This window comes from Enterocloster clostridioformis, from assembly GCF_020297485.1.
GTDB lineage: Bacteria > Bacillota > Clostridia > Lachnospirales > Lachnospiraceae > Enterocloster > Enterocloster clostridioformis.
This window is the reverse complement of the sequence record NZ_JAIWZC010000001.1, coordinates 2196462-2215381: the sequence shown is the minus strand read 5'-3', so window position 1 is coordinate 2215381 and position 18920 is coordinate 2196462. Positions and strand designations below refer to the sequence as shown.

The 18920-nt window shown below is 45.5% G+C and carries 19 protein-coding genes and 6 pseudogenes; 19 read left to right on the top strand and 6 right to left on the bottom strand.

Annotation, left to right across the window (positions count from 1 at the left end; genetic code table 11):
• Positions 1 to 28 precede the first annotated feature (28 nt).
• From LA360_RS11240 to LA360_RS11205, 8 genes and pseudogenes are all read left to right on the top strand, one after another.
• On the top strand, positions 29 to 964 hold the full coding sequence (locus LA360_RS11240; protein ID WP_112481941.1) for a HipA domain-containing protein: 936 nt from the start codon (positions 29 to 31) through the stop codon (positions 962 to 964).
• Positions 961 to 1176 carry a hypothetical protein gene (locus tag LA360_RS11235; protein ID WP_022201227.1) on the top strand — a complete coding sequence of 72 codons (216 nt, stop codon included), beginning with the start codon at positions 961 to 963 and terminating at the stop codon, positions 1174 to 1176. The genes LA360_RS11240 and LA360_RS11235 overlap by 4 nt, the downstream gene beginning before the upstream one ends.
• 4 nt (positions 1177 to 1180) lie before the next feature.
• Positions 1181 to 1321, top strand: a complete 141-nt coding sequence (locus LA360_RS11230; RefSeq protein WP_155521178.1) for a hypothetical protein — start codon at positions 1181 to 1183, stop codon at positions 1319 to 1321.
• 131 nt (positions 1322 to 1452) lie between these two features.
• Positions 1453 to 1689, top strand: coding sequence for a hypothetical protein (locus LA360_RS11225; protein WP_022201225.1), 237 nt, complete (start codon positions 1453 to 1455; stop codon positions 1687 to 1689).
• Positions 1650 to 1799: pseudogene (locus LA360_RS11220) on the top strand (DUF4253 domain-containing protein); the annotation flags it as partial. The gene LA360_RS11225 and the pseudogene LA360_RS11220, both read left to right, overlap by 40 nt.
• A complete protein-coding gene (locus LA360_RS11215) occupies positions 1799 to 2131 on the top strand; it encodes a hypothetical protein (protein WP_022201223.1) in 333 nt (110 codons plus the stop codon). The pseudogene LA360_RS11220 and the gene LA360_RS11215, both read left to right, overlap by 1 nt.
• Entirely contained in the window at positions 2112 to 2738 is a 627-nt protein-coding gene (locus LA360_RS11210; protein ID WP_022201222.1) for a DUF3885 domain-containing protein, read from the top strand. Before LA360_RS11215 ends, LA360_RS11210 begins: the two co-directional genes overlap by 20 nt.
• A 419-nt stretch (positions 2739 to 3157) precedes the next feature.
• Positions 3158 to 3538: a hypothetical protein gene (locus LA360_RS11205; protein ID WP_057571131.1), complete on the top strand. Its 381-nt coding sequence runs from the start codon at positions 3158 to 3160 to the stop codon at positions 3536 to 3538.
• 226 nt (positions 3539 to 3764) lie between these two features.
• Here the strand turns inward: LA360_RS11205 and LA360_RS11200 are convergent, their stop codons facing one another.
• Positions 3765 to 4160, bottom strand: a complete 396-nt coding sequence (locus tag LA360_RS11200) for an RrF2 family transcriptional regulator (protein ID WP_022201220.1) — start codon at positions 4158 to 4160, stop codon at positions 3765 to 3767.
• A gap of 426 nt (positions 4161 to 4586) precedes the next feature.
• Here LA360_RS11200 and LA360_RS11195 point away from each other — a divergent pair, with 426 nt between their 5' ends.
• The 8 genes and pseudogenes from LA360_RS11195 to LA360_RS11160 all read left to right on the top strand — a co-directional run.
• Complete coding sequence (locus LA360_RS11195; protein WP_065550949.1) at positions 4587 to 5882, top strand: O-acetylhomoserine aminocarboxypropyltransferase/cysteine synthase family protein; 1296 nt, start codon at positions 4587 to 4589, stop codon at positions 5880 to 5882.
• A gap of 39 nt (positions 5883 to 5921) precedes the next feature.
• Entirely contained in the window at positions 5922 to 6581 is a 660-nt protein-coding gene (locus LA360_RS11190) for an amino acid ABC transporter permease (protein WP_022201218.1), read from the top strand.
• On the top strand, positions 6562 to 7236 hold the full coding sequence (locus LA360_RS11185) for an amino acid ABC transporter permease (protein WP_022201217.1): 675 nt from the start codon (positions 6562 to 6564) through the stop codon (positions 7234 to 7236). Before LA360_RS11190 ends, LA360_RS11185 begins: the two co-directional genes overlap by 20 nt.
• 4 nt (positions 7237 to 7240) lie before the next feature.
• Positions 7241 to 8002, top strand: coding sequence for an amino acid ABC transporter ATP-binding protein (locus LA360_RS11180; RefSeq protein WP_022201216.1), 762 nt, complete (start codon positions 7241 to 7243; stop codon positions 8000 to 8002).
• A gap of 30 nt (positions 8003 to 8032) precedes the next feature.
• Positions 8033 to 8917, top strand: a complete 885-nt coding sequence (locus LA360_RS11175) for a transporter substrate-binding domain-containing protein (protein ID WP_022201215.1) — start codon at positions 8033 to 8035, stop codon at positions 8915 to 8917.
• A pseudogene (locus LA360_RS31225) lies at positions 8914 to 9021 on the top strand (arylesterase); the annotation flags it as partial. The gene LA360_RS11175 and the pseudogene LA360_RS31225, both read left to right, overlap by 4 nt.
• 82 nt (positions 9022 to 9103) lie before the next feature.
• Positions 9104 to 9351, top strand: a pseudogene (locus LA360_RS31220) (IS110 family RNA-guided transposase); the annotation flags it as partial.
• 335 nt (positions 9352 to 9686) lie between these two features.
• Positions 9687 to 9806 (top strand): annotated as a pseudogene (locus LA360_RS11160) (transposase); the annotation flags it as partial.
• Positions 9807 to 10070: 264 nt separating this feature from the next.
• Here LA360_RS11160 and LA360_RS31215 read toward each other — a convergent pair.
• Positions 10071 to 10184 carry an ATP-binding protein gene (locus LA360_RS31215; protein WP_236945787.1) on the bottom strand — a complete coding sequence of 38 codons (114 nt, stop codon included), beginning with the start codon at positions 10182 to 10184 and terminating at the stop codon, positions 10071 to 10073.
• 162 nt (positions 10185 to 10346) lie between these two features.
• Positions 10347 to 11126, bottom strand: a pseudogene (locus LA360_RS11150) (ISL3 family transposase); the annotation flags it as partial.
• A gap of 80 nt (positions 11127 to 11206) precedes the next feature.
• On the opposite strand from LA360_RS11150, the gene LA360_RS11145 reads away from it, so the two are divergent.
• Positions 11207 to 12490 carry an IS630 family transposase gene (locus LA360_RS11145; protein ID WP_112481939.1) on the top strand — a complete coding sequence of 428 codons (1284 nt, stop codon included), beginning with the start codon at positions 11207 to 11209 and terminating at the stop codon, positions 12488 to 12490.
• Between the two features lie 18 nt (positions 12491 to 12508).
• On the opposite strand, the pseudogene LA360_RS31210 reads toward LA360_RS11145, so the two are convergent.
• A pseudogene (locus tag LA360_RS31210) lies at positions 12509 to 12750 on the bottom strand (transposase family protein); the annotation flags it as partial.
• Between the two features lie 517 nt (positions 12751 to 13267).
• Between LA360_RS31210 and ltrA the strand changes: the two are divergent.
• Positions 13268 to 14566 (top strand): group II intron reverse transcriptase/maturase, encoded by a 1299-nt coding sequence (gene ltrA, locus LA360_RS11135; protein WP_057572962.1) that lies wholly within the window; start codon positions 13268 to 13270, stop codon positions 14564 to 14566.
• Between the two features lie 169 nt (positions 14567 to 14735).
• On the opposite strand, the gene LA360_RS11130 is transcribed toward ltrA, so the two are convergent.
• A complete protein-coding gene (locus LA360_RS11130; RefSeq protein ID WP_009295925.1) occupies positions 14736 to 14921 on the bottom strand; it encodes a hypothetical protein in 186 nt (61 codons plus the stop codon).
• A gap of 55 nt (positions 14922 to 14976) precedes the next feature.
• On the bottom strand, positions 14977 to 16080 hold the full coding sequence (locus LA360_RS32125) for an IS91 family transposase (RefSeq protein ID WP_465245347.1): 1104 nt from the start codon (positions 16078 to 16080) through the stop codon (positions 14977 to 14979).
• Between the two features lie 1094 nt (positions 16081 to 17174).
• On the opposite strand from LA360_RS32125, the gene LA360_RS11110 reads away from it, so the two are divergent.
• A complete protein-coding gene (locus LA360_RS11110; protein WP_057573083.1) occupies positions 17175 to 18857 on the top strand; it encodes an ABC transporter substrate-binding protein in 1683 nt (560 codons plus the stop codon).
• The last annotated feature ends 63 nt before the right edge of the window (positions 18858 to 18920 follow it).

Genomic DNA, 18920 nt, shown 5'->3' with positions numbered 1-18920 from the left:
CCAAATTGCAAAAGGAAAGGAGATTTAAATGATAGATTTTACAGGCTGCCCTGTCAATAAGTTTAAAGGGTACGGAGGTGCCAATGGCAATAAAATCAACATCGAATATAACGGCGTAAGCTATATGCTGAAATTTCCACCGGTGCCGTCAAAAAACAAGGCGATGAGTTATACCAACAGCTATATCAGCGAATATCTTGCCTGCCATATCTTTGAAAGCCTTGGATTTACCGTGCAGGAAACCCTCCTTGGCACTTATACCGACAAGCGCGGCAAGGAAAAAATCGTGGTTGCCTGCAGGGATTTTACTGCCGGCGGCAAAAGGCTGATGGAGTTTGCCCATCTGAAAAACACCTGTGTGGACAGCGAGCAAAGCGGCTACGGCACCGAGCTTTCCTCCATTCTGAAAGCGATAGAGGAACAATCCCTTGTAGAACCCCAAAAGCTGAAAGACTTCTTTTGGGATATGTTTGTAGCCGATGCTTTCCTTGGCAACTTCGACCGCCACAATGGTAACTGGGGAGTTTTGATTGATGAGCAGAACAAGTGCGCTGACATTGCTCCCATCTATGACTGCGGCTCCTGCCTCTATCCACAGATGGATGAAATTGGAATGCAGAAGGTGTTGGGAGATGAAAAAGAAATCCATCAGCGTGTTTATCTGTTCCCGACCTCGGCTATTTTGGAACAGGGGAAAAAGATACCCTACTTTGATTATATTTCTTCCCTGAAAAACGAGGATTGCAATCAGGCACTGCAGCGGATTGCAGATCGAATTGACATGGATCGGCTCTATGCCTTGGTAGAGGAAGCACCGTTTATTACCGAACTGCAAAAGGATTTTTACAGGATTATGCTGTCAGAAAGAAAAGCAAAAATCTTGGACTACAGCATGGAACTGTTTCTTGGGCATGAAATTACCCAAAAGGAACGGCAGGACCCATATCAACTACAGCTCTTGTGAAAAAGGCGGCGGCAACAGCTCTTACCGATGAGCGATTGCGAAAAGGCAGGGCATGGACCATCGGACTGCTCCTCTCGCCTGTTATTTTAATCCCTATGTTAATCTGCTCCCTGCTTTCGGGAACTGACGATCACAATAACATGGTGATAGACTTATGCTTTAACGGTGGAGTGATTTCGGGCAATGTCTCCGAGGATTACCGGGGATACTGAAGATATGCGTGATAGTATATCACCTATGAGGAACGATGATAAGATTGCCAGGGAGGCGAGGGAGAAGGAAGCTCGTCCGAAAAGACCAAGGCCGGAAGCCAGAACGGTGAATCATTCGCAGGAGATTTCCGGGGAGATCAGTTAGAGGCTGCATGATAAGGAGATGGGAGAAATGAACTATTTAGAGATCACAGTATGGATGGAGGAGCATCAATACCATGCGTTGGCTGACCGCCTGGAAGATGATTCTACCATGGAGAAGGTAGTGGATAGATCATGCAGAAGCTGTATGAAAAATGTGTCCCGGCTGAGGAGAGGGAGCGTATCGAGAAAATCATTGTCCAGAAGGAGGTTAGGCGGAAGTCAGAAGAAGCTGCCAGCCGCCGCTTTGTTTTCATTGAGGCAAAGAAGAATGGGGTGACCAGCTGCAGGATTGGGGAAGGGTATGGGACTCCACTTGAAGTGGCCCTGACCTGTCGGCGCCTGTCCCAAAGGAGAAGGCCATGGAGATGACGGTGGAGCAGTACGGCTTCTGCCCGGATATAGACCAGAACTTTGAAGAGCTTGGAGCCTTGGCCGACACCCTGCGGCAGTCCACTGTCTGGTACTTCTGGTGGGATTGATGGGAGATGTGGTGGATGCCGGAATATCAGAAACATACATCGAATTGAAAAAACAGTTTGTTGCGTCCGATAGCGGCCCGGACAGTGTCCGCGCCCTCTATGCCTTTAAGGAGGAGCTGGAGCAGACGGAGGACAAACAAGACAAGGAAGTGCTGATGGATGTGTACGACCTGCCGGACTTCAAAAGGGGCGCCTACGACCTGCTCTGTCAAATCGAGGACCGCTACGCCTGTGTGAAGCGCTTTGGAAAACGGAAGCAAGAAGGAATACCCTTTGGAGAAGACATCTTTGTGGGACTAACGGAGGAATATCATGCTGGTCAAGAAGTTTGAAAGTGTCCTGTGTCAACTGGGCATGGAGCGGCTGGAGCACCCACTGTTTTACCATGCGCCAGTGGGAATCCGGTTCGGAATAGGTGGGGAAGAGACGATATATTTAGATGGAAAACCAAATCCCGTCTATGTTCAGGGTGCGCTGGACCGGGCGGCGGCGATTTATCGGAGCCTTCCGATCCCACCAGATATCCTGCGGATCGATGGATATCCCGAAGAAGAAACAGATGATTCTGTCCTGACCACGGTTCGGAAGATGGCCGGGCTTCCTGTCCCCCAGGAGCAGGAAGCATCTGTGGAGTTGGATGAAGACGGCGATGCCCATAGGCAGATCCGCTTTTATTGGGACCTGAAGTGTGTTTCGTTCTGTCCGGAACAGCTTATCCGGGAGATTATCCTGGGGGACATCGGCGGTTGGTCCGGCTTTACGTCCAGTGTTTATCTGGCAGGTCCTGGCCCCTTCATCTACCACCTGTACGATGACCGGGGACTGGATGTGCTGGGCGGTTCACAGGAACTGCTGCTGCCTCTCTACCGCCAATTCCATGGCTGGATCTTAGAGTATGATCTGGAGCAGATCGACCGCCTGTTCGCTTCAGAAGACTAACCACCCCGGCAGAAATTTACCATTGACGGCCGCCTTTTGAAATAATATTTGAAGACGGAAGGAGCCGGGCACAGCTGCACTCTGGAACGGCGCTGATACACAGATAAGGAGACATCTACTGTGGGACTGGATATCTACGCTGGGACGTTGCCCCGGTACTATTCGAATAACCGGAAGACCGCTGTCCAGCAATGGGCAGCGGCAAACGGCTACATCTTTCAGAAAATAACTCCGTATGGACAGGACGCGGCAGACGCGAAGAAACTGAGCCCTGCTGAGGTCCAGGATTTTGTGGAGAATGGGCGGGAACAGATATCGGCCGCAATATCCCAGCTGGAAAAACCTCCCTATGCCCATAGACTGAGGATAACGGGAAGCCCTACTATACCGACCAGCTGGGCTGGGACGATTGTGGTACCATGCTGTTTGTGGCTGCTTGCCATACCCATAATGATACGGTTTCGCCTATTGTGGAGAAGGAATGGGATGTCATGGAGCATCCCATGGTCGTCCGGTTTGAAGAGGATCAGGAGCCGGATAAGCTCAATAAGCTGGCGTGGCAGGCCGATGAGGAAACCATTTTGAACTGGATCGAAACAGAGGGATATTCGGTGGACGGGCCTGTTGAGCAAAACGGGAAATATAGTAAAGCGGACCTCTCGGAGTATCCCCGGTATGGCACGGAAGCCTTGGAGCAGTTTGCCTTCTCCACGCTCTGTAAGGTCATGCAGTTTGAAGAAAAGCAGCTGGTGCCTGTTGTGCTGGATGACTCAGGAGAGTTTTTATGGGATATGATGTGAGCTTGTACCCAATTGCCTCGGCCTGTTTCAGCAGAATGAATCGATGAAAAAGAGAATAGAAAAATCATCATCAATCCATGCACTGTCTGCAATGTTTTCCACATATCTATGGATGTGATCCACAAAATAATCATGCCGATTCCTAAAAGAGCTAGCTAATAATATGGGCAATAGGTATACAATTCCGATACATACCTCATCCCACCCAGCTTTTATAAGCGTAAATTTATAACAAATCCTCCAGTGTTTTTCCATAAAAATAATCATGCACCATTTTATCAAACTCTGCCCACATGGGAAGAGTTTTACATGTGGCGGCCCTGCTGCAGGGTTTGGCGTCCTTGGAAAGACATGCAACAGTAGCAAGCGATCCCTCCATTAATTCCAATATCTCACCTACTGGATATTCTTCCGGCTTACGGCAAAGTTTGTACCCGCCTCCACGTCCCCCAAGCCCGATCAGCATCTTTTCTTTGATAAGCTCTTTTACAATAATCTCCAGGTATTTTTTGGAAATTTCCTGCCGCTCTGCCACTTCTTTCAAGGGAATGTATCCTTCACCACCATGTTCTGCCAGATCTATCATGACACGAAGAGCATAGCGTCCTTTTGTTGAAATCATACCATACACCGTCCTTTCTGTAATTTATGCCTATTATACCGCGGGGTGAATGGGTAAATCAATGATTTTCAAAAATTTCAAAATCGCCCATTGACATAGTAGGCAATTGGTGATACTATAAGTGCATCGGTTTTGAGCTGATTATCAGGAAAGGAGGCGAAAGCAATGACCGGATTATATACCCTTAAAGTTCATACTGTCATGTGTTGTCGAATGCGGAACTCCCGGGCATATTATATGGCTGGGGTATGGTTATGCGCAGATTGCAGCATAGCTAACTGCCTCGATACAATGCTTGATTGATCTGTCAGCATATCGTATGCCATTGGCCCGGGAGCTTGTGATGAGCTTCCGGTTTTTTATTTGCCGAAACCGGAACAGCAGCCGAGTGAACCGAAAAATATTAATCCAAAGGAGATCACAAAAATGAGTGAATATAAAAACGGATACAAATTTGAAACCCTGCAGCTTCACGTTGGACAGGAGCAGGCCGATTCTGCCACCGGTTCCAGAGCAGTTCCCATTTACCAGACCACCTCTTATGTGTTCCATAATGCCGCACACGCTGCAGCACGCTTCGGGCTTACAGATGCAGGCAATATTTATGGACGCCTGACAAACTCAACGCAGGACGTACTGGAAAAGCGGCTTGCCGCGCTTGAAGGCGGCGCTGCTGCACTGGCAACCGCATCTGGTGCTGCCGCAATCACCTATACCATTCAGGCTCTGGCACAAGCCGGCGATCACATTGTAGCACAGAAGACAATCTATGGCGGCAGCTATAATCTGCTGGCACACACACTTCCTCAGTTCGGAGTCACCGCAACCTTTGTGGATGCCCATAACCTTGAAGAACTGACCGCCGCCATACAGACAAATACCAAAGCTGTCTACCTGGAAACGCTGGGCAACCCAAACAGCGATATCCCGGACATTGATGCAATCGCAGAAATTGCTCATGCACACGGTCTGCCTCTTGTGATTGATAACACCTTTGGCACACCATACCTCATCCGCCCGATTGAACACGGAGCAGATATCGTAGTCCATTCCGCCACCAAGTTCATCGGCGGCCATGGAACTACCCTGGGTGGTATTATCGTGGATTCCGGCAATTTTGACTGGAAAGCCAGTGGTAAATACGCTCCTATCGCAAAACCCAACCCCAGCTATCATGGTGTCTCTTTTGTGGATGCGGCAGGCCCGGCGGCCTTCGTCACCTATATCCGTGCCATTCTTCTTCGCGATACAGGTGCAACTCTTTCCCCCTTCAACGCATTCCTGCTTTTGCAGGGCGTGGAAACCCTTTCCCTACGCCTGGAACGTCATGCAGAAAATACAAAGAAAGTGGTGGAATATCTGGTCAATCATCCGCAGGTGGAAAAAGTCAATCATCCCAGCCTGCCGGATCATCCCAACCACGCATTGTACACGAAGTATTTCCCCAATGGAGGAGCCAGCATCTTCACCTTTGAGATTAAGGGCGGCCAGGAGGAAGCCTGGAGGTTTATGGACAATCTGAAAATCTTCTCCCTGCTTGCCAATGTAGCCGATGTAAAGAGCCTCGTAATCCACCCGGCCAGTACCACCCATTCCCAACTCTCCCCGGAAGAATTGCTGGAACAGGGCATTAAGCCGAATACCATCCGCCTGTCCATCGGCACAGAGCATATTGATGATATTATCGCGGACTTAGAGAATGGGTTTGCTTCATTAAAATAAGTGATGTGAATGAAATTGAGGCAAAAGGAGGAGGCTGGCTTGAGCTGGGAAATTATCGGGAAATATTTGCCGTTGTACCAAAAAGCGGCGGTACTGACAGTAAAAATCGGATTTATTGGGATAGCGGCCGCCATTACGATTGGGTTACTATGCACTATCATTCAGTATTATAAGATTCCGGTCATCCGCAGGATTGTATCTGTATACATTGAAATCAGCCGGAACACGCCTCTTATGGTGCAGTTGTTCTTCATCTATTATGGCCTGCCCAAAATTGGTATTCAGACAGATGCCGCTGCGTGCGGTGTCGCAGGGCTGGCTTTTCTTGGCGGGAGCTATATGTCAGAAGCATTTCGCAGTGGGATTGAGGCGATTGCGCCAATCCAAGAGGAAAGCGCATATAGTCTCGGGCTAAGTAAACTGCAGACTTTTTCTTATGTAATTTTGCCGCAGGCATTTTCCATCAGCGTTCCGGCATTTATGGCGAATGTGATTTTTTTATTGAAAGAAACCAGCGTATTCTCTGCCATAAGCCTGATGGATTTAATGTTTACAGCAAAGGATCTGATTGGACTGTATTACAAAACTGCGGAGAGCCTTTTCCTGTTAGTGATGTTCTATCTTATTATTTTGCTTCCGGTTTCCGTTTTGGGAAGCCTCCTGGAAAGGAGGTCACGCTATGCCGGATTTGGGTCTTGAGGTGCTGCTGAAAGGGAAAAATCTTGCACGTATTCTTGGCGGATTAGACGCGGCACTCAAAATCAGTATGATTTCCGTCGCCATCAGTATCCCATTGGGAATCATTTTGGGCATTCTCATGACATGGAAAAATCCAATCTGCCGGGCGATCCTGCGATGTTATCTGGAATTTGTCCGGATTATGCCGCAGATGGTGTTACTGTTCCTCGTCTATTTCGGTACTACGAGAGCCTTTGGCTGGGACTTGTCCGGGGAGTTGGCATCCATGATCGTATTCACAGTCTGGGGAACGGCTGAAATGAGCGATCTGGTCCGGGGTGCGCTTATTAGTATTCCCATACACCAGTATGAAAGTGCCGAAGCACTGGGGCTAACAGGAATGCAAAGCTATCGGTATATTATTCTGCCACAGGTCGTGCGAAGGTTGATCCCACTGTCAATCAACCTCATTACAAGGATGATTAAAACCACAAGCCTGATCCTGATGATCGGCGTTGTGGAGGTACTGAAGGTTGCCCAACAGATTATAGAGGCAAACCGAATGAGTAGTCCCAATGCTGCATTTGGAATTTACTTAACGGTATTATTTTTATATTTTATTGCCTGCTGGCCAATCAGCCTTTTGGCAAAATACCTTGAGAAACAATGGAGGTGATGAGATGTCGGAATCGGTATTAACTATAGAGCATCTGACAAAACAATTTGACAATTCTACTGTTCTCAATGATTTAAGCCTGCAGATTCACGAGGGTGAGGCTGTTGTGATTGTCGGCCCCAGCGGATGCGGAAAAAGTACACTGCTGCGGTGTATCAATGCCCTGGAGAATATTCAGAGTGGTGAGATCCGGCTGCATGGGGAGCTTGTCACGAAGCGAAGCAGAAACTTAACCGGAATTCGCCAAAAGATCGGTATGGTATTCCAGAGCTATGAGCTGTTCCCGCACTTGAACGTGCTGGATAATATCCTGCTGGCACCGACCAAAGTGCAGAAAAGGACAAAGGACGAGGTAAAAAAAGAAGCTCTTGCACTTTTGTCCCGTGTTGGCCTTGCGGAAAAAGCGAAAAGTTTTCCACGGCAGTTATCTGGTGGACAGAAACAACGGGTTGCGATTGTCCGTGCATTATGTATGCACCCTGAAATTCTGCTGTTTGATGAGGTAACAGCAGCACTTGACCCGGAGATGGTCAGAGAAGTATTGGAGGTTATCTTAAACCTTGCTGACCAGGGACGGACGATGATAATCGTCACTCATGAAATGCAGTTTGCAAGGGCGGTGGCTGACAGGATTATCTTTCTGGATGATGGAGAAATCAATGAGGAAGGGACACCGGATCAGTTTTTCGATGCGCCGAGAACTGACCGGGCAAAAAAGTTTTTGCAAACATTTACCTTTGAGCGGAAAGGTTCAAAGCAAAACTGATATAGGGCGATGCCCGGAATGGAGATCATGATGAAAAATATTCGTAAGCTTGTAACCGTTGTACTCACTCTTTCGCTGACGCTTTCTCTGGCTGCCTGTGGATCAGAGAATTCTTCAAATGGCAGCGTGACAGCCGACAGAGAAAAAAACCAGAATGTTGTTTACCGTACTTTGGACGAAATTAAGGAGAGCGGCACCATTAACATCGGCGTTTTCTCTGACAAGAACCCATTCGGCTATGTAGATGAAAATGGGGAGTATCAGGGCTATGATGTGTACTTTGCCAACCGCATCGGTGAAGATCTCGGCGTGAAAATCAACTATATATCCACCGAGGCGGCTAACCGTATCGAATATCTGCAGACTGGTAAGGCAGATATCATTCTGGCAAACTTCACAGTAACACCTCAGCGTGCTGAAGAAGTAGATTTCGCACTTCCATATATGAATGTTGCACTAGGAGTCGTTTCTCCAGACAGCCGTGTGATTGAGAGCCTGGATAGCTGGAATGCGGAGGATCAAATCATTGTCATTTCCGGCACAACCGCAGAAACCTATCTGATTGAAAACTATCCGGATATCCCACTGCAGAAGTATGACTCTTATGCAACTGCAAAGAATGCCCTGGAAAACGGGAACGGAGTAGCGTGGGTAAATGATAACACAGAGGTTATTGCCTTTGCATTGCAGAACGATGGTTACACTGTAGGAATTCCATCATTGGGCAGTCAGGACAGCATTGCACCAGCAGTTTCCAAGGGTAATAATACTCTTCTGGACTGGTTGAATGAGGAAATCATAAGCCTTGGTGAGGAGCAGTTTTTCCATGCAGCTTATAAGGCAACATTAGCTGACACCTATGGTTTGGACTACGAAGACAGTCTGGTTGTTGAAGGTGGAAGAAAAAATAAATGATGAAAAATATACTGGCTTTTGGCGACTCCAATACCTGGGGGCTGATTCCAGGCACTCATGAACGATATCCATGGGGAAAACGCTGGACAAGTATCTTACAGAAAATCAAAAAAGCAGAACTCAACGGGCCTCACATAACTGCGGCACCATAATTGTCAGGGTACTGGACATTGGGCGTTTACGTGCCGTCTGGGACTTGTAAGAGGCAGTTACATTCCATGCGAATAATTTACATTTTACGTGAATATGCAAGGCATAGTTATAAGCCTGTTTCCTGCCGTTCCAACGAAAAGAACTGATATCAGAATACTCTTACCGTTTGCAATATTGCGTTAGATTCTGTTGTTTATGATATATTGGGACGGTCATTCACATCCATCATTCAATACCTGATTGAACAGACGGGGGGGGGGAGTCTGTTAGCCATGAATCATTGTAATCGCGCGTGATTCTCATTGTCATCTTCCAGGCGGTGCCTAGCAGTGAAGAAAGGACTCCGGGCGATTTATACAATTGATATACAAGAAAATTTGCTGGAAAAGCAGCAACAAAAGGCTATCAAACAGGAATAGAAGTGAGTGTGTGAAGAAAAGGGCCTGTTGACAAACTAAAGAAAAAGGACCTTCTGTATGGTATAATTATCATATCAAGTGCGATAGGTCATTTTTATGATGGGAAAACAGACTGGGTAAATTCAGATGGTAATTCTTGACATAGATTCTATGGTTCCGGAGAGCCATCTCCTGAGCCAGATTAAAAACTGTGTAAATCTATTGATTCGGTTATCCTGATAAAAATGCTGCTCATTGCTTATCTTTATGGAATCAAATCAGAACGAAGGCTTGAAGAGAAAGTGCCGTTTAACCTTGCCTACTGCTGGTTTTTTGGTGATTATTACGGTGCGGCGGAGCAGCCAGTCCGATGTGGCAAGAGCCACCTGTCCGGACCAACAGAGCCACTCCGTTTTCCTGGTTAATAGTTACTTTGACAGTGCAGGATTCAGTCCATATACCTCTCTCATGGAAAGATTTTTGGATGGATCCATACTTTCAATGTCGATCTTATATGAATCGTAGGATATGCGATCCATGATGGCATCTGCAAGGGTGCTTTCGCCACCGCAGATCTGCTGATACCATTCGCTTTCGCGAAACTAGGAACAAAAGATTGTTGAAAATTTCTTGCGTCTTTTGTGTATCAGTTCAAAAAGGTTTCTGGCTTCGGCTTCTGTCAGCTTAAGAAGCAGCCCCTCATCAATAATCAACACCACTGGCTTGGTGTATTTTTTCAGGCTCTTTGTCAATAGTTGGGGTGGGATTTGTTAAAATCCCGCGCCAACTCTATGACAAGTACACCTTTTATGTATGGTTCCAAGTTTTACTGATTTTGGATATGCCAAATAAGCCTCCGCATTACCGACCATTTTATCCTATGATGTACAGTGGAGTATTCGAGTTCGGAAACGCTTGAAGTTGCGAATTCCGTAGCTGCTCCGTTTTAATACTTTTATCTTGTTGTTGAATCCTTCTGTAGGTCCATTTGTCAGCCCGTATTTAAAGACATTCAGGATTTCTTTGCGCCAGGCCCTGTAAGTCTTGGCACAGTCCTCAAATTCCTTGATCCCACAGCTCTGTGCATTTGCAATCCAGTCATCAAATTCCTGCTGTTGCTGGCGGTATGCCTTCATCTGGCAGATATCATAAAACCACTCTTTCATGTGGTGTGCCAAACGCAAATCCTCACTGTACTGAAGCATCAGGTCACAGGCCTGTTTGTTTTCATCTTTCAGTTTTATATAGCGGGTCAGAATGAGCTTTGCGTTAGGAAAGAAGGTCTGAGCAAGCTCTGTATAAGGCCGCCACATATCGCAGACGAAGAACTTAACATTCAAGCGTTCTTTCCTTGGAATGCTACGCCAATACTCAGCCAGGTGGCTCTGGGTCCGGTCTGGGAGGATATCAAGGATTCGCCGTTTGTTCGGCTCAACCAGGATACACTGATATTTGCCGGTGGAAGCATTCCCTTTGAATTCGTCAATGGAGAGTGCTCGTGGGAGCCGGTCAGGCGGAGGAGAGTGTATGGTGTCCAGGAGCCGGCAGACCGTCTGGGCGGAAACACCGGTAAGTTCTGCAATCTGTTTCACGGAAAAGGTCTGACGAAGCAGGGAAAGGATGTAGAATGCAAGTCTGCGTGTCCTGCGGTGATAGCTAGTATGACTCTATTTTAATAAGTTTACATTATTATCCTGAAATGGTATAATACTTATAGACCATTTCAGGAGGTAAAATGATGCCAAAGAGTGCTACGCCTATTTTTCTTTCCAATGATGATAAGTCATATTTAAAGTCCATTCTACAGAAGGGGACTGTTGAAGCCAGAGTCCACAGGAGAGCCAAAATCCTCTTATTAAAATCAGATGGCATGGCAGATGAAGCCATTGCTGACAAACTCGATATTTCGAGACCGACGGTAAAGCTCTGCCTGAAAAAATATATGGAATCAGGCGTAAAAGCTGCCATGGAAGACAGTAAAGGCCGTGGCCGCAGGATTGAAATTACCGATGATGCAAAGGCATGGGTAATCAATATTGCCTGCCAAAAGCCTTCCGCATTCGGCCTCCCGGCAGAGTTATGGTATCCATTGAGCCTTACCCGCTACATCAATTCCGTTGCTGAACAGGAAGGATATCCCCGTATGGCGACAGCATCTGAGTTTTCTATCCGGAAGATACTTAGGAAAGCAATGCTTAATCCCCATAAGGTCACCTATTATTGTGAAAAACGGGATCCTGACTTTGAAAAGAAGATGCATGATGTGCTGGTCATTTACAAACAGGTTGAACTCCGCTTTGATGAAAATGGAAGTTTGATTCCGTTTGCCGGTGATGAAGAGCCGGTACATACATTATCCTATGATGAAAAGCCCGGGATCCAAGCGATTGCCACCACAACCGGGGACAGGCCCCCGGCTGCCAGTACGGAAAAAATGTCCACCGTACAGCGTGATTATGAGTATAAACGTCTGGGGACGCTCTCCCTATTGGCAGCGATTGACCTGTTGACCGGGGAAGCTATCCCACTGGTAAGCAATACTCATAAAAGCAGCGATTTTGTAACATTCCTTAAAATATTGGATGAGAAATACCCAAAAGGGGACAAAATACGGCTTATACTGGATAACCACTCCGCCCATACATCCAGGGAGACACAGGAATATCTGAATACAGTTCCTGGAAGGTTTGAATTTGTGTTCACACCCACACATGGCTCCTGGCTGAATATGGTGGAAGGCTTTTTCAGCAAAATGACCCGCCAGATGTTGTCCGGGATTCGTGTAGGCTCGAAAAAGGAACTAAAGGAACGGATTTTGAAATACTTTGAAGAAATCAATGAGGTTCCCGTCCCCTACAAATGGAAATACCGCTTGGACACGATTGATCTTTCGGAAGAGGATGTGGGCACAATCGTCTATGAAGTTGTAAATGCGAAAGCAGCAAGTCCTGAAAACCAAGGGAAACGTGCGCCCAAAGCACGGACACGTAAGCCAAGAAATCAGATTACTACCAATGCTTAAATTGTAAGCTTATTTAAATCGAGTTATACTAGGCAGGAACGAGCAGGGTTCCGTAAAACGTTTGTGACAGGAAGGGCAGAAATAGCGTTGTTTACGAAGGACCAGGATGACCTGTTTTCCTTGTAAGGGAATATCCTGTACCTCCTGTAAGCGGTAATCATGGACACGTTTCGTATAAGCCCCACAGCAAGGACAAATCTGTTTAGTCGGTGAGACAGTATAAAAATTTTAATAAAAGAGTCTGCCTGGACGACTTTTTTATATTATAGGGTGCGCCCAGCTAAGGGCTTGAAATTTAGTGGGTGAGAGTCCCACGGTGTAAGGTACAAGCTATACCGCATCAAGCGAGTCTTGGGTGGACAGCAGCGATGTTGCCTGCTAAGCGTAGACAGCGGGATTGCAGGGCATAGCCGTATATAGCTTCGATATTAAAATGAAATTGGGAAGGCAGAAGTGCTCCTATACACTGAAAGCAACACAGCTGTAGTCGTTAAGAGCGAGAATGCAGCTGCTTCCCCGGGGTTTTAAGGCTGGTCATGTAATCAAGGATTTTAAGTCAACTGGGGAGGTCTGCCAGGCTCCGGGCAGGTTGCGTAAGCCCGGTATACGGAACAACGGTAGAAAGGAGAACCGTAAATGGCCGGCAGAAGTCGGATGGCCGAATAGTACACAGCAAAAAAAAGCGGTGGAAGTCGAGAGAGACCTGTCCTCGCAGGTCAGCCATGCAAAGTCATATCAAAGAGGAAACATAATCTGTACGCAGAGACAGGAGAAATTATGGAAACGAAATTGGCGAGAATATCACAGTTGTCAAGCGAACATCCGGAAATGGTATTTACGTCCATAGGGCATCTGATTAATAAAGAGTTACTGAAAGAATGCCACAAGGAGATGGATGGAAAGAAAGCGGTAGGAATTGATGGAATTACCAAAGAGGACTACGAAGTAAATTTGGAAGAAAACTTAGATGAATTAATCAGGAAAATGAAGAAGAAGGCATACAAGCCCAAACCGGCAAAACGGGTGGAAATACCAAAAGAAAATGGAAAGACCCGCCCGCTCAGTATATCCTGCTATGAGGATAAGTTAGTACAGGAAGCGCTAAGGCGAATACTGGAAGCAGTGTTCGAGCCCCATTTCTACGAAGAAATGATGGGATTCCGCCCAGGAAGGAACTGCCACATGGCATTAAGGAGACTGAATGGGATGCTGGAAAGGGAAAAGACGAATTGGGTGCTGGACGCAGACATTAAAGGGTTTTTCGACCATTTAGACCATGAATGGATAGTAAAGTTCATAGAATCGCGGATAAAAGACCCGACCATTATCAGACTGGTAAGACGGATGCTGAAAGCGGGAATCATGAGAGATTTCAGATATGAGGAGACAGAAGAAGGGGCAGGCCAAGGCTCGGACTGCTCCCCGGTCATAGCCAATATATATATGCACTATGTGCTGATATGGTGGTTCAGGGAGAAAGTACAGCCAGTGATGAGAGGATATGCGGGGCTGGTAGTCTATGCGGATGATTTTGTGGGATGCTTCCAATATAAATCAGATGCAGAAATATTTTATGAACACTTAAAGCGCAGAATGAAGTACTTTGGACTAGAATTGGAGGAAAGCAAGACAAGGTTGATTGAATTTGGCCGATTCGCAGAAAGTAACCGGAAAGACCGGGGAAAAGGGAGGCCGGAGACGTTCACATTCCTGGGATTCACGCATTACTGTTCGCATGGCAGGACGGGAAAGTTCAGAGTAAAGAGGAAAACCAGTAAGAAAAAGCTTGCAAAGAAAAGCAGGGAAATAAACGCCATGATAAGAGACATGAGGTTTCTGGAGATAAACAGGATAGTAAAGAAACTAAATGAAGTACTGACTGGTTATTATCATTATTACGGAATTACTGACAATTCAAGAAGCCTGAACTCATTCAATAATGTGGTATGGTTTAGGTTATTCTACTGGCTGAACAGAAGAAGTCAGAGAAGGAGCTATACGAAGGAAGGATATAAGGAACTAATGAGACAGTTCCCGCTTGTGCGGCCACGTATTTATGTCAGTATATACGGATAACTGTAGATGTATTAGCTTTGCAGGGAGCCGGATGCGGGAAAGCTGCATGTCCGGTTCTGAGAGGGGTAAGCCCTGTAAGGGGCTTACCTACTTACCAAAGTCCTTGCTGAAATAAAGTTATGTAAACTAATGATTCTGCCAAAGGAGGGTATAGAAAACAGACGGTGATTTAGAACAGGTCGATATAGAACCCTTCTTCCCATCCATCATCGTCGAGGTCGTCATCTTCAGTTAAAAAGTAATGCATATCCAATAAATCAGAATCGGTCATATTTCTGACCAGTTTGGGTGTCATTCCTTCTGGAGGATTTTTGATGTATTTTTGTCTGAGTTCATCCACATATCTTTGATTCATTTGCAACTGCCTCCCATCTGTAATAAATGTAGTATGAAGCAGATGGGAGAGAAAGTCAAGCAGAGCGGGACCGGGGATAAAGGCCATGCCTTATCCTTGTCCTTTTGTATAATTCATCCAGAGGAACCCGTTCATGTTTATGGTACAGCTCTAGAAAGACCATTTCATGTCTGCAGTTTGGGCATTGCAGGGGGTCGTACCCCATGGTAAGAAGGAAAAGCTTACGCCAGGTGTTGAAATCGAGGAGAATCCTGTGTTTGGATTTTGGGACTGCTTTATGGAGCTGATTGTCAATCTCCCGGTGTCTGGCATAAAGCCCATAGTACCGGGTCATCTTGAAGTTTTTTTCAGGTATATGCAGAATGAGCAGCTTAATGAAATCAATGGCGGGAAGAGTCTTTTTTACAAAAGAGTTGTCTTCATGCTTATTGTAATGGAAAGTCACCATCTCCCCATCGTAGGAATCAATCCTGGAAAGAGCAATGACAGGGCGGCCAAGATAACGGCTGACATATTTAATAATGGATTTTGGGTCGCAAAGATTGGGCTTGGCATAAACGTAGAATCCATTTCTGTCCCTATGGTAAACGGCGGCTTTCATCTTTTTAAAAGAGGGACCGATGCGTTTTTCCAGTTTATTTAACAAAACAGTCTGAAAGGATTTACGGAGGTAGGAATAATTGAAATATGTGACCTTGCGCCAGACACCATCATCAGAAAACCCGCCTTCGGTAAGGAGACAGTGGATGTGTGGATTCCAACCGGGAGGGCGACCGAAGGTATGAAGGACACAGATAAACCCAGGGACAAAGTTTTTGGATTTGTTCAGGGAGAAAAAATATTCTTTGATGACATCAGAAACAGCCTCGAAAAGGCAGTTAAGCAGAGTGCGGTCTTCGAGGAAAAAGCGGCGGAGGGATTCGTCAATGGTGAAGACGAGATGGCGATGGGTACACTGTATTAATTTAAAAGACATAGCGGTAGACCTGTCATTGGAATACTTAGCGCCGCAGGAGGGGCAAAACTTGGAGTGGCAGCGGAAAGGAACGAACTTGAGGTTACCGCAATGGGGACAGCCATACATGGCGCCACCATAAGAAGGATCCCCGCAGTTAATGACCTTATCAATGTTTTCCATGACGACAGGTCTGGGTTTTATATCGTATTCAATGATTTCGTAATAGTCTCTGAGCATCTTCTGAATCACATTCATGAGATTATTATGGAATAAAATGACGCAAAAAACAAGCCCTAATTCCCCTCATGAATGAGGGGCCAGGGGAGTTGAGGTGCCGAAGGCACTTTCTTGTATTCAGAGAAAGACTGTTGATGTCCATGGTTTGCCGCCTGTGCAACCGATATGGGTACAGTCAGGATTAATGCCAGCGCCTATTACCCATCTTTTTATCGGAGCGTGACATTTGCTGTTCTAAAACGAGAACACAAACTGAATAAGAGTAAACGCTGTATAGCGAGTACCTTTCAATTGCAGTTGAAGTCTGGGATAATAGGCCCATAATTCTAAAAACAATCAAAAAAGTTTAGCACTCAACTTTTTTGACTCATGTCAGGAGGTTGAGTTATGAAATCTCAAACAGGTTTACCTACGATGTACTGGATATTGCCGAAGCGTAATACGGCATTCTGATGCAGGGGCTGGAGATTGTTGCCAAACGTCCTGTCAGGGAGATTGAGCATCCATCCTACGCCATGTGATTTGTGTAGTTCGTAGAATTAAAAAAAGTAAAAACATGCGGGATTTCAATAAACACTCAGATTTTTCAAAGTATATAATTCGCCATTTTTACGCATCTCCCAGCATGTTAATTATATCACTGCCTCTACTTAAAGGAAATGCTACTGAAGCTCTACTGCCTAAAGGCGATGGGTTTTACATTAGGCTTGGAAAATAAATTCAATATCCGTCCATCCTCACAGTTTCATTTATGGTGGTGCCAGGTGTGCGGGACATGGAATGTTTATATAAAAATTCAGTTCACATCCTTGCGAAAATAATTATATATTTAAGAGAATTTTAGAAATAAAAATAAAAGTTATGGAATAAATAGACAAATCATAAAGGATATATGATAGATGATTTGTATAAATAAGTGAAGATTCTGAAAGAACATTTAATATAATAGCGAAGTATTGAAAATAAATTAAAAAATAAATATATTTATAAAAACTTTATTTTATAATATTTGCTTTACAATATTAGGCAATATGCCAAAGGAAGGAGAAAGGGAAAGAATGAAAAAGAAACTGTTCTCTTTGATTTTTGCAGCGTCTATAAGTATGGCTCTTCTAGCAGGCTGCGGCGGTGGACAGGAGACTGCAACAGGAACAGGGATAAAAGCAGAAGGAGGTACGGAAGCAATGCCTGCGGGCGAGGCAGGAGTGCTTTACTCTAATGGAGGACCTACAGAGTTCTTTGAAACCCCTTGGTTAAATCCGGGAACTTATATGTATAATAAAACTTTGTATGCTCGTTTACTGCTTGCAGACGAGAATTTATCTCCTATATCCGGTGAGGGAGAGCTGGCTTCCAGCTATGAAATGGCAGAAGATGGTTCTTATTTAAAATTCACCTTAAGAGATGGGATAACCTGGCATGATGGGGCGCCAATTACAGCAGAAGAAATTCAATGGAATATTGAGTATGCGTTAAAGACAACCGTATTAAACTCCGTATTTCGCTCCGCTTTTGAAGCCATAGAAGGCTCTGGCGCTTATTTAGATGGAAGTGCGGAACATATTTCCGGTATTGTAGTTGACGGAAATACGATTACGTTAAACTTCGATAGGGTAGCTCCTGATGCATTGCTGGTATTTACACAATTTGCGCCATTGCCGAAAAAATATCTGGCAGATGTGGATCCTGTGAGCCTGCAGCAGGCAGAGTACTTCCAGCATCCGATTGGTTCCGGCCCTTTTAAAGTGGAGGAGGTGCAGATGGGGAATTATACAATATTGGCACCTTTTGAAGGATACTACGGTGGAGTGGCAAACTACAAAATCCACTTAAATCCCAGCGCCGGAGATTCGGATCCTAACTTTGTTACAAATGCAAAAGCTGGAAAGCTGGATTATGCATACACAAAAAACATTGCTGACGTGCAGGCACTAGAAGGGCAGGCAGGTATTACATTGGATAAAGTGGATGTGCGTTATACAAGGCTTTTCTATGTGAATAAATTCCCTAATGCGGATGGAACTCCAGGTGCTCTTTCGGATATTAGAGTACGCCAGGCGATTGCTTATGCAATCGATATGGCCGCTATCTGTGAAGGCGTTATGAATGGGGCAGGCGTTCCTGCCAATAGTTTAACCCCTGACGGATCGGATAAGGTGGATGGATTAAATAATTACGATTACAATCCTGAGAAAGCAAAACAGCTATTAGCGGAAGTGGGCTGGGATTCTAATAGAGAGATTAAAGTAGTTTACTACTATACAGATCAGGCAACTCAGGATTTAATGGCAGTTATCCAGCAGTATCTTGCGGAAGTTGGAATTAAGATGAATGCAAGCCTGGTAGAGGGAGACCTTGCAACAATCCTTTGGAAAGCGCCGGAGGATCCGGTCAATGGACCTAGAGCGGTAGACTGGGATATGTGTTATGCGGCAAATGCGGCGCTGTCCTTACATGAGTACTATGACAGATACGCAACCGGCTACTCTATTAATTCACACACGCCTGGCGATCCAAAGCTGGATGAATTAATTGCTGCAACAAATGCTTCTGCAGATGCGGAGGTACAGAAAAAGGCGTTCTTTGAATTGCAGAAATACGAAAACGAAACATTATTTGAAATCCCATTATATTACCAGCCAATCTATTTGTTACATAGTGATAGAGTAGAAGGAATTGAGGCGATTGGTAATCCACAGTTTAATTTTAACTGGGGAGTTCAGAACTGGGTTGTAAAGTAAGATAAACAATTCAATTTGTTTTATATACGTGTAAGGATGGGGAGTGTGTCTTAAAAGTCGCTT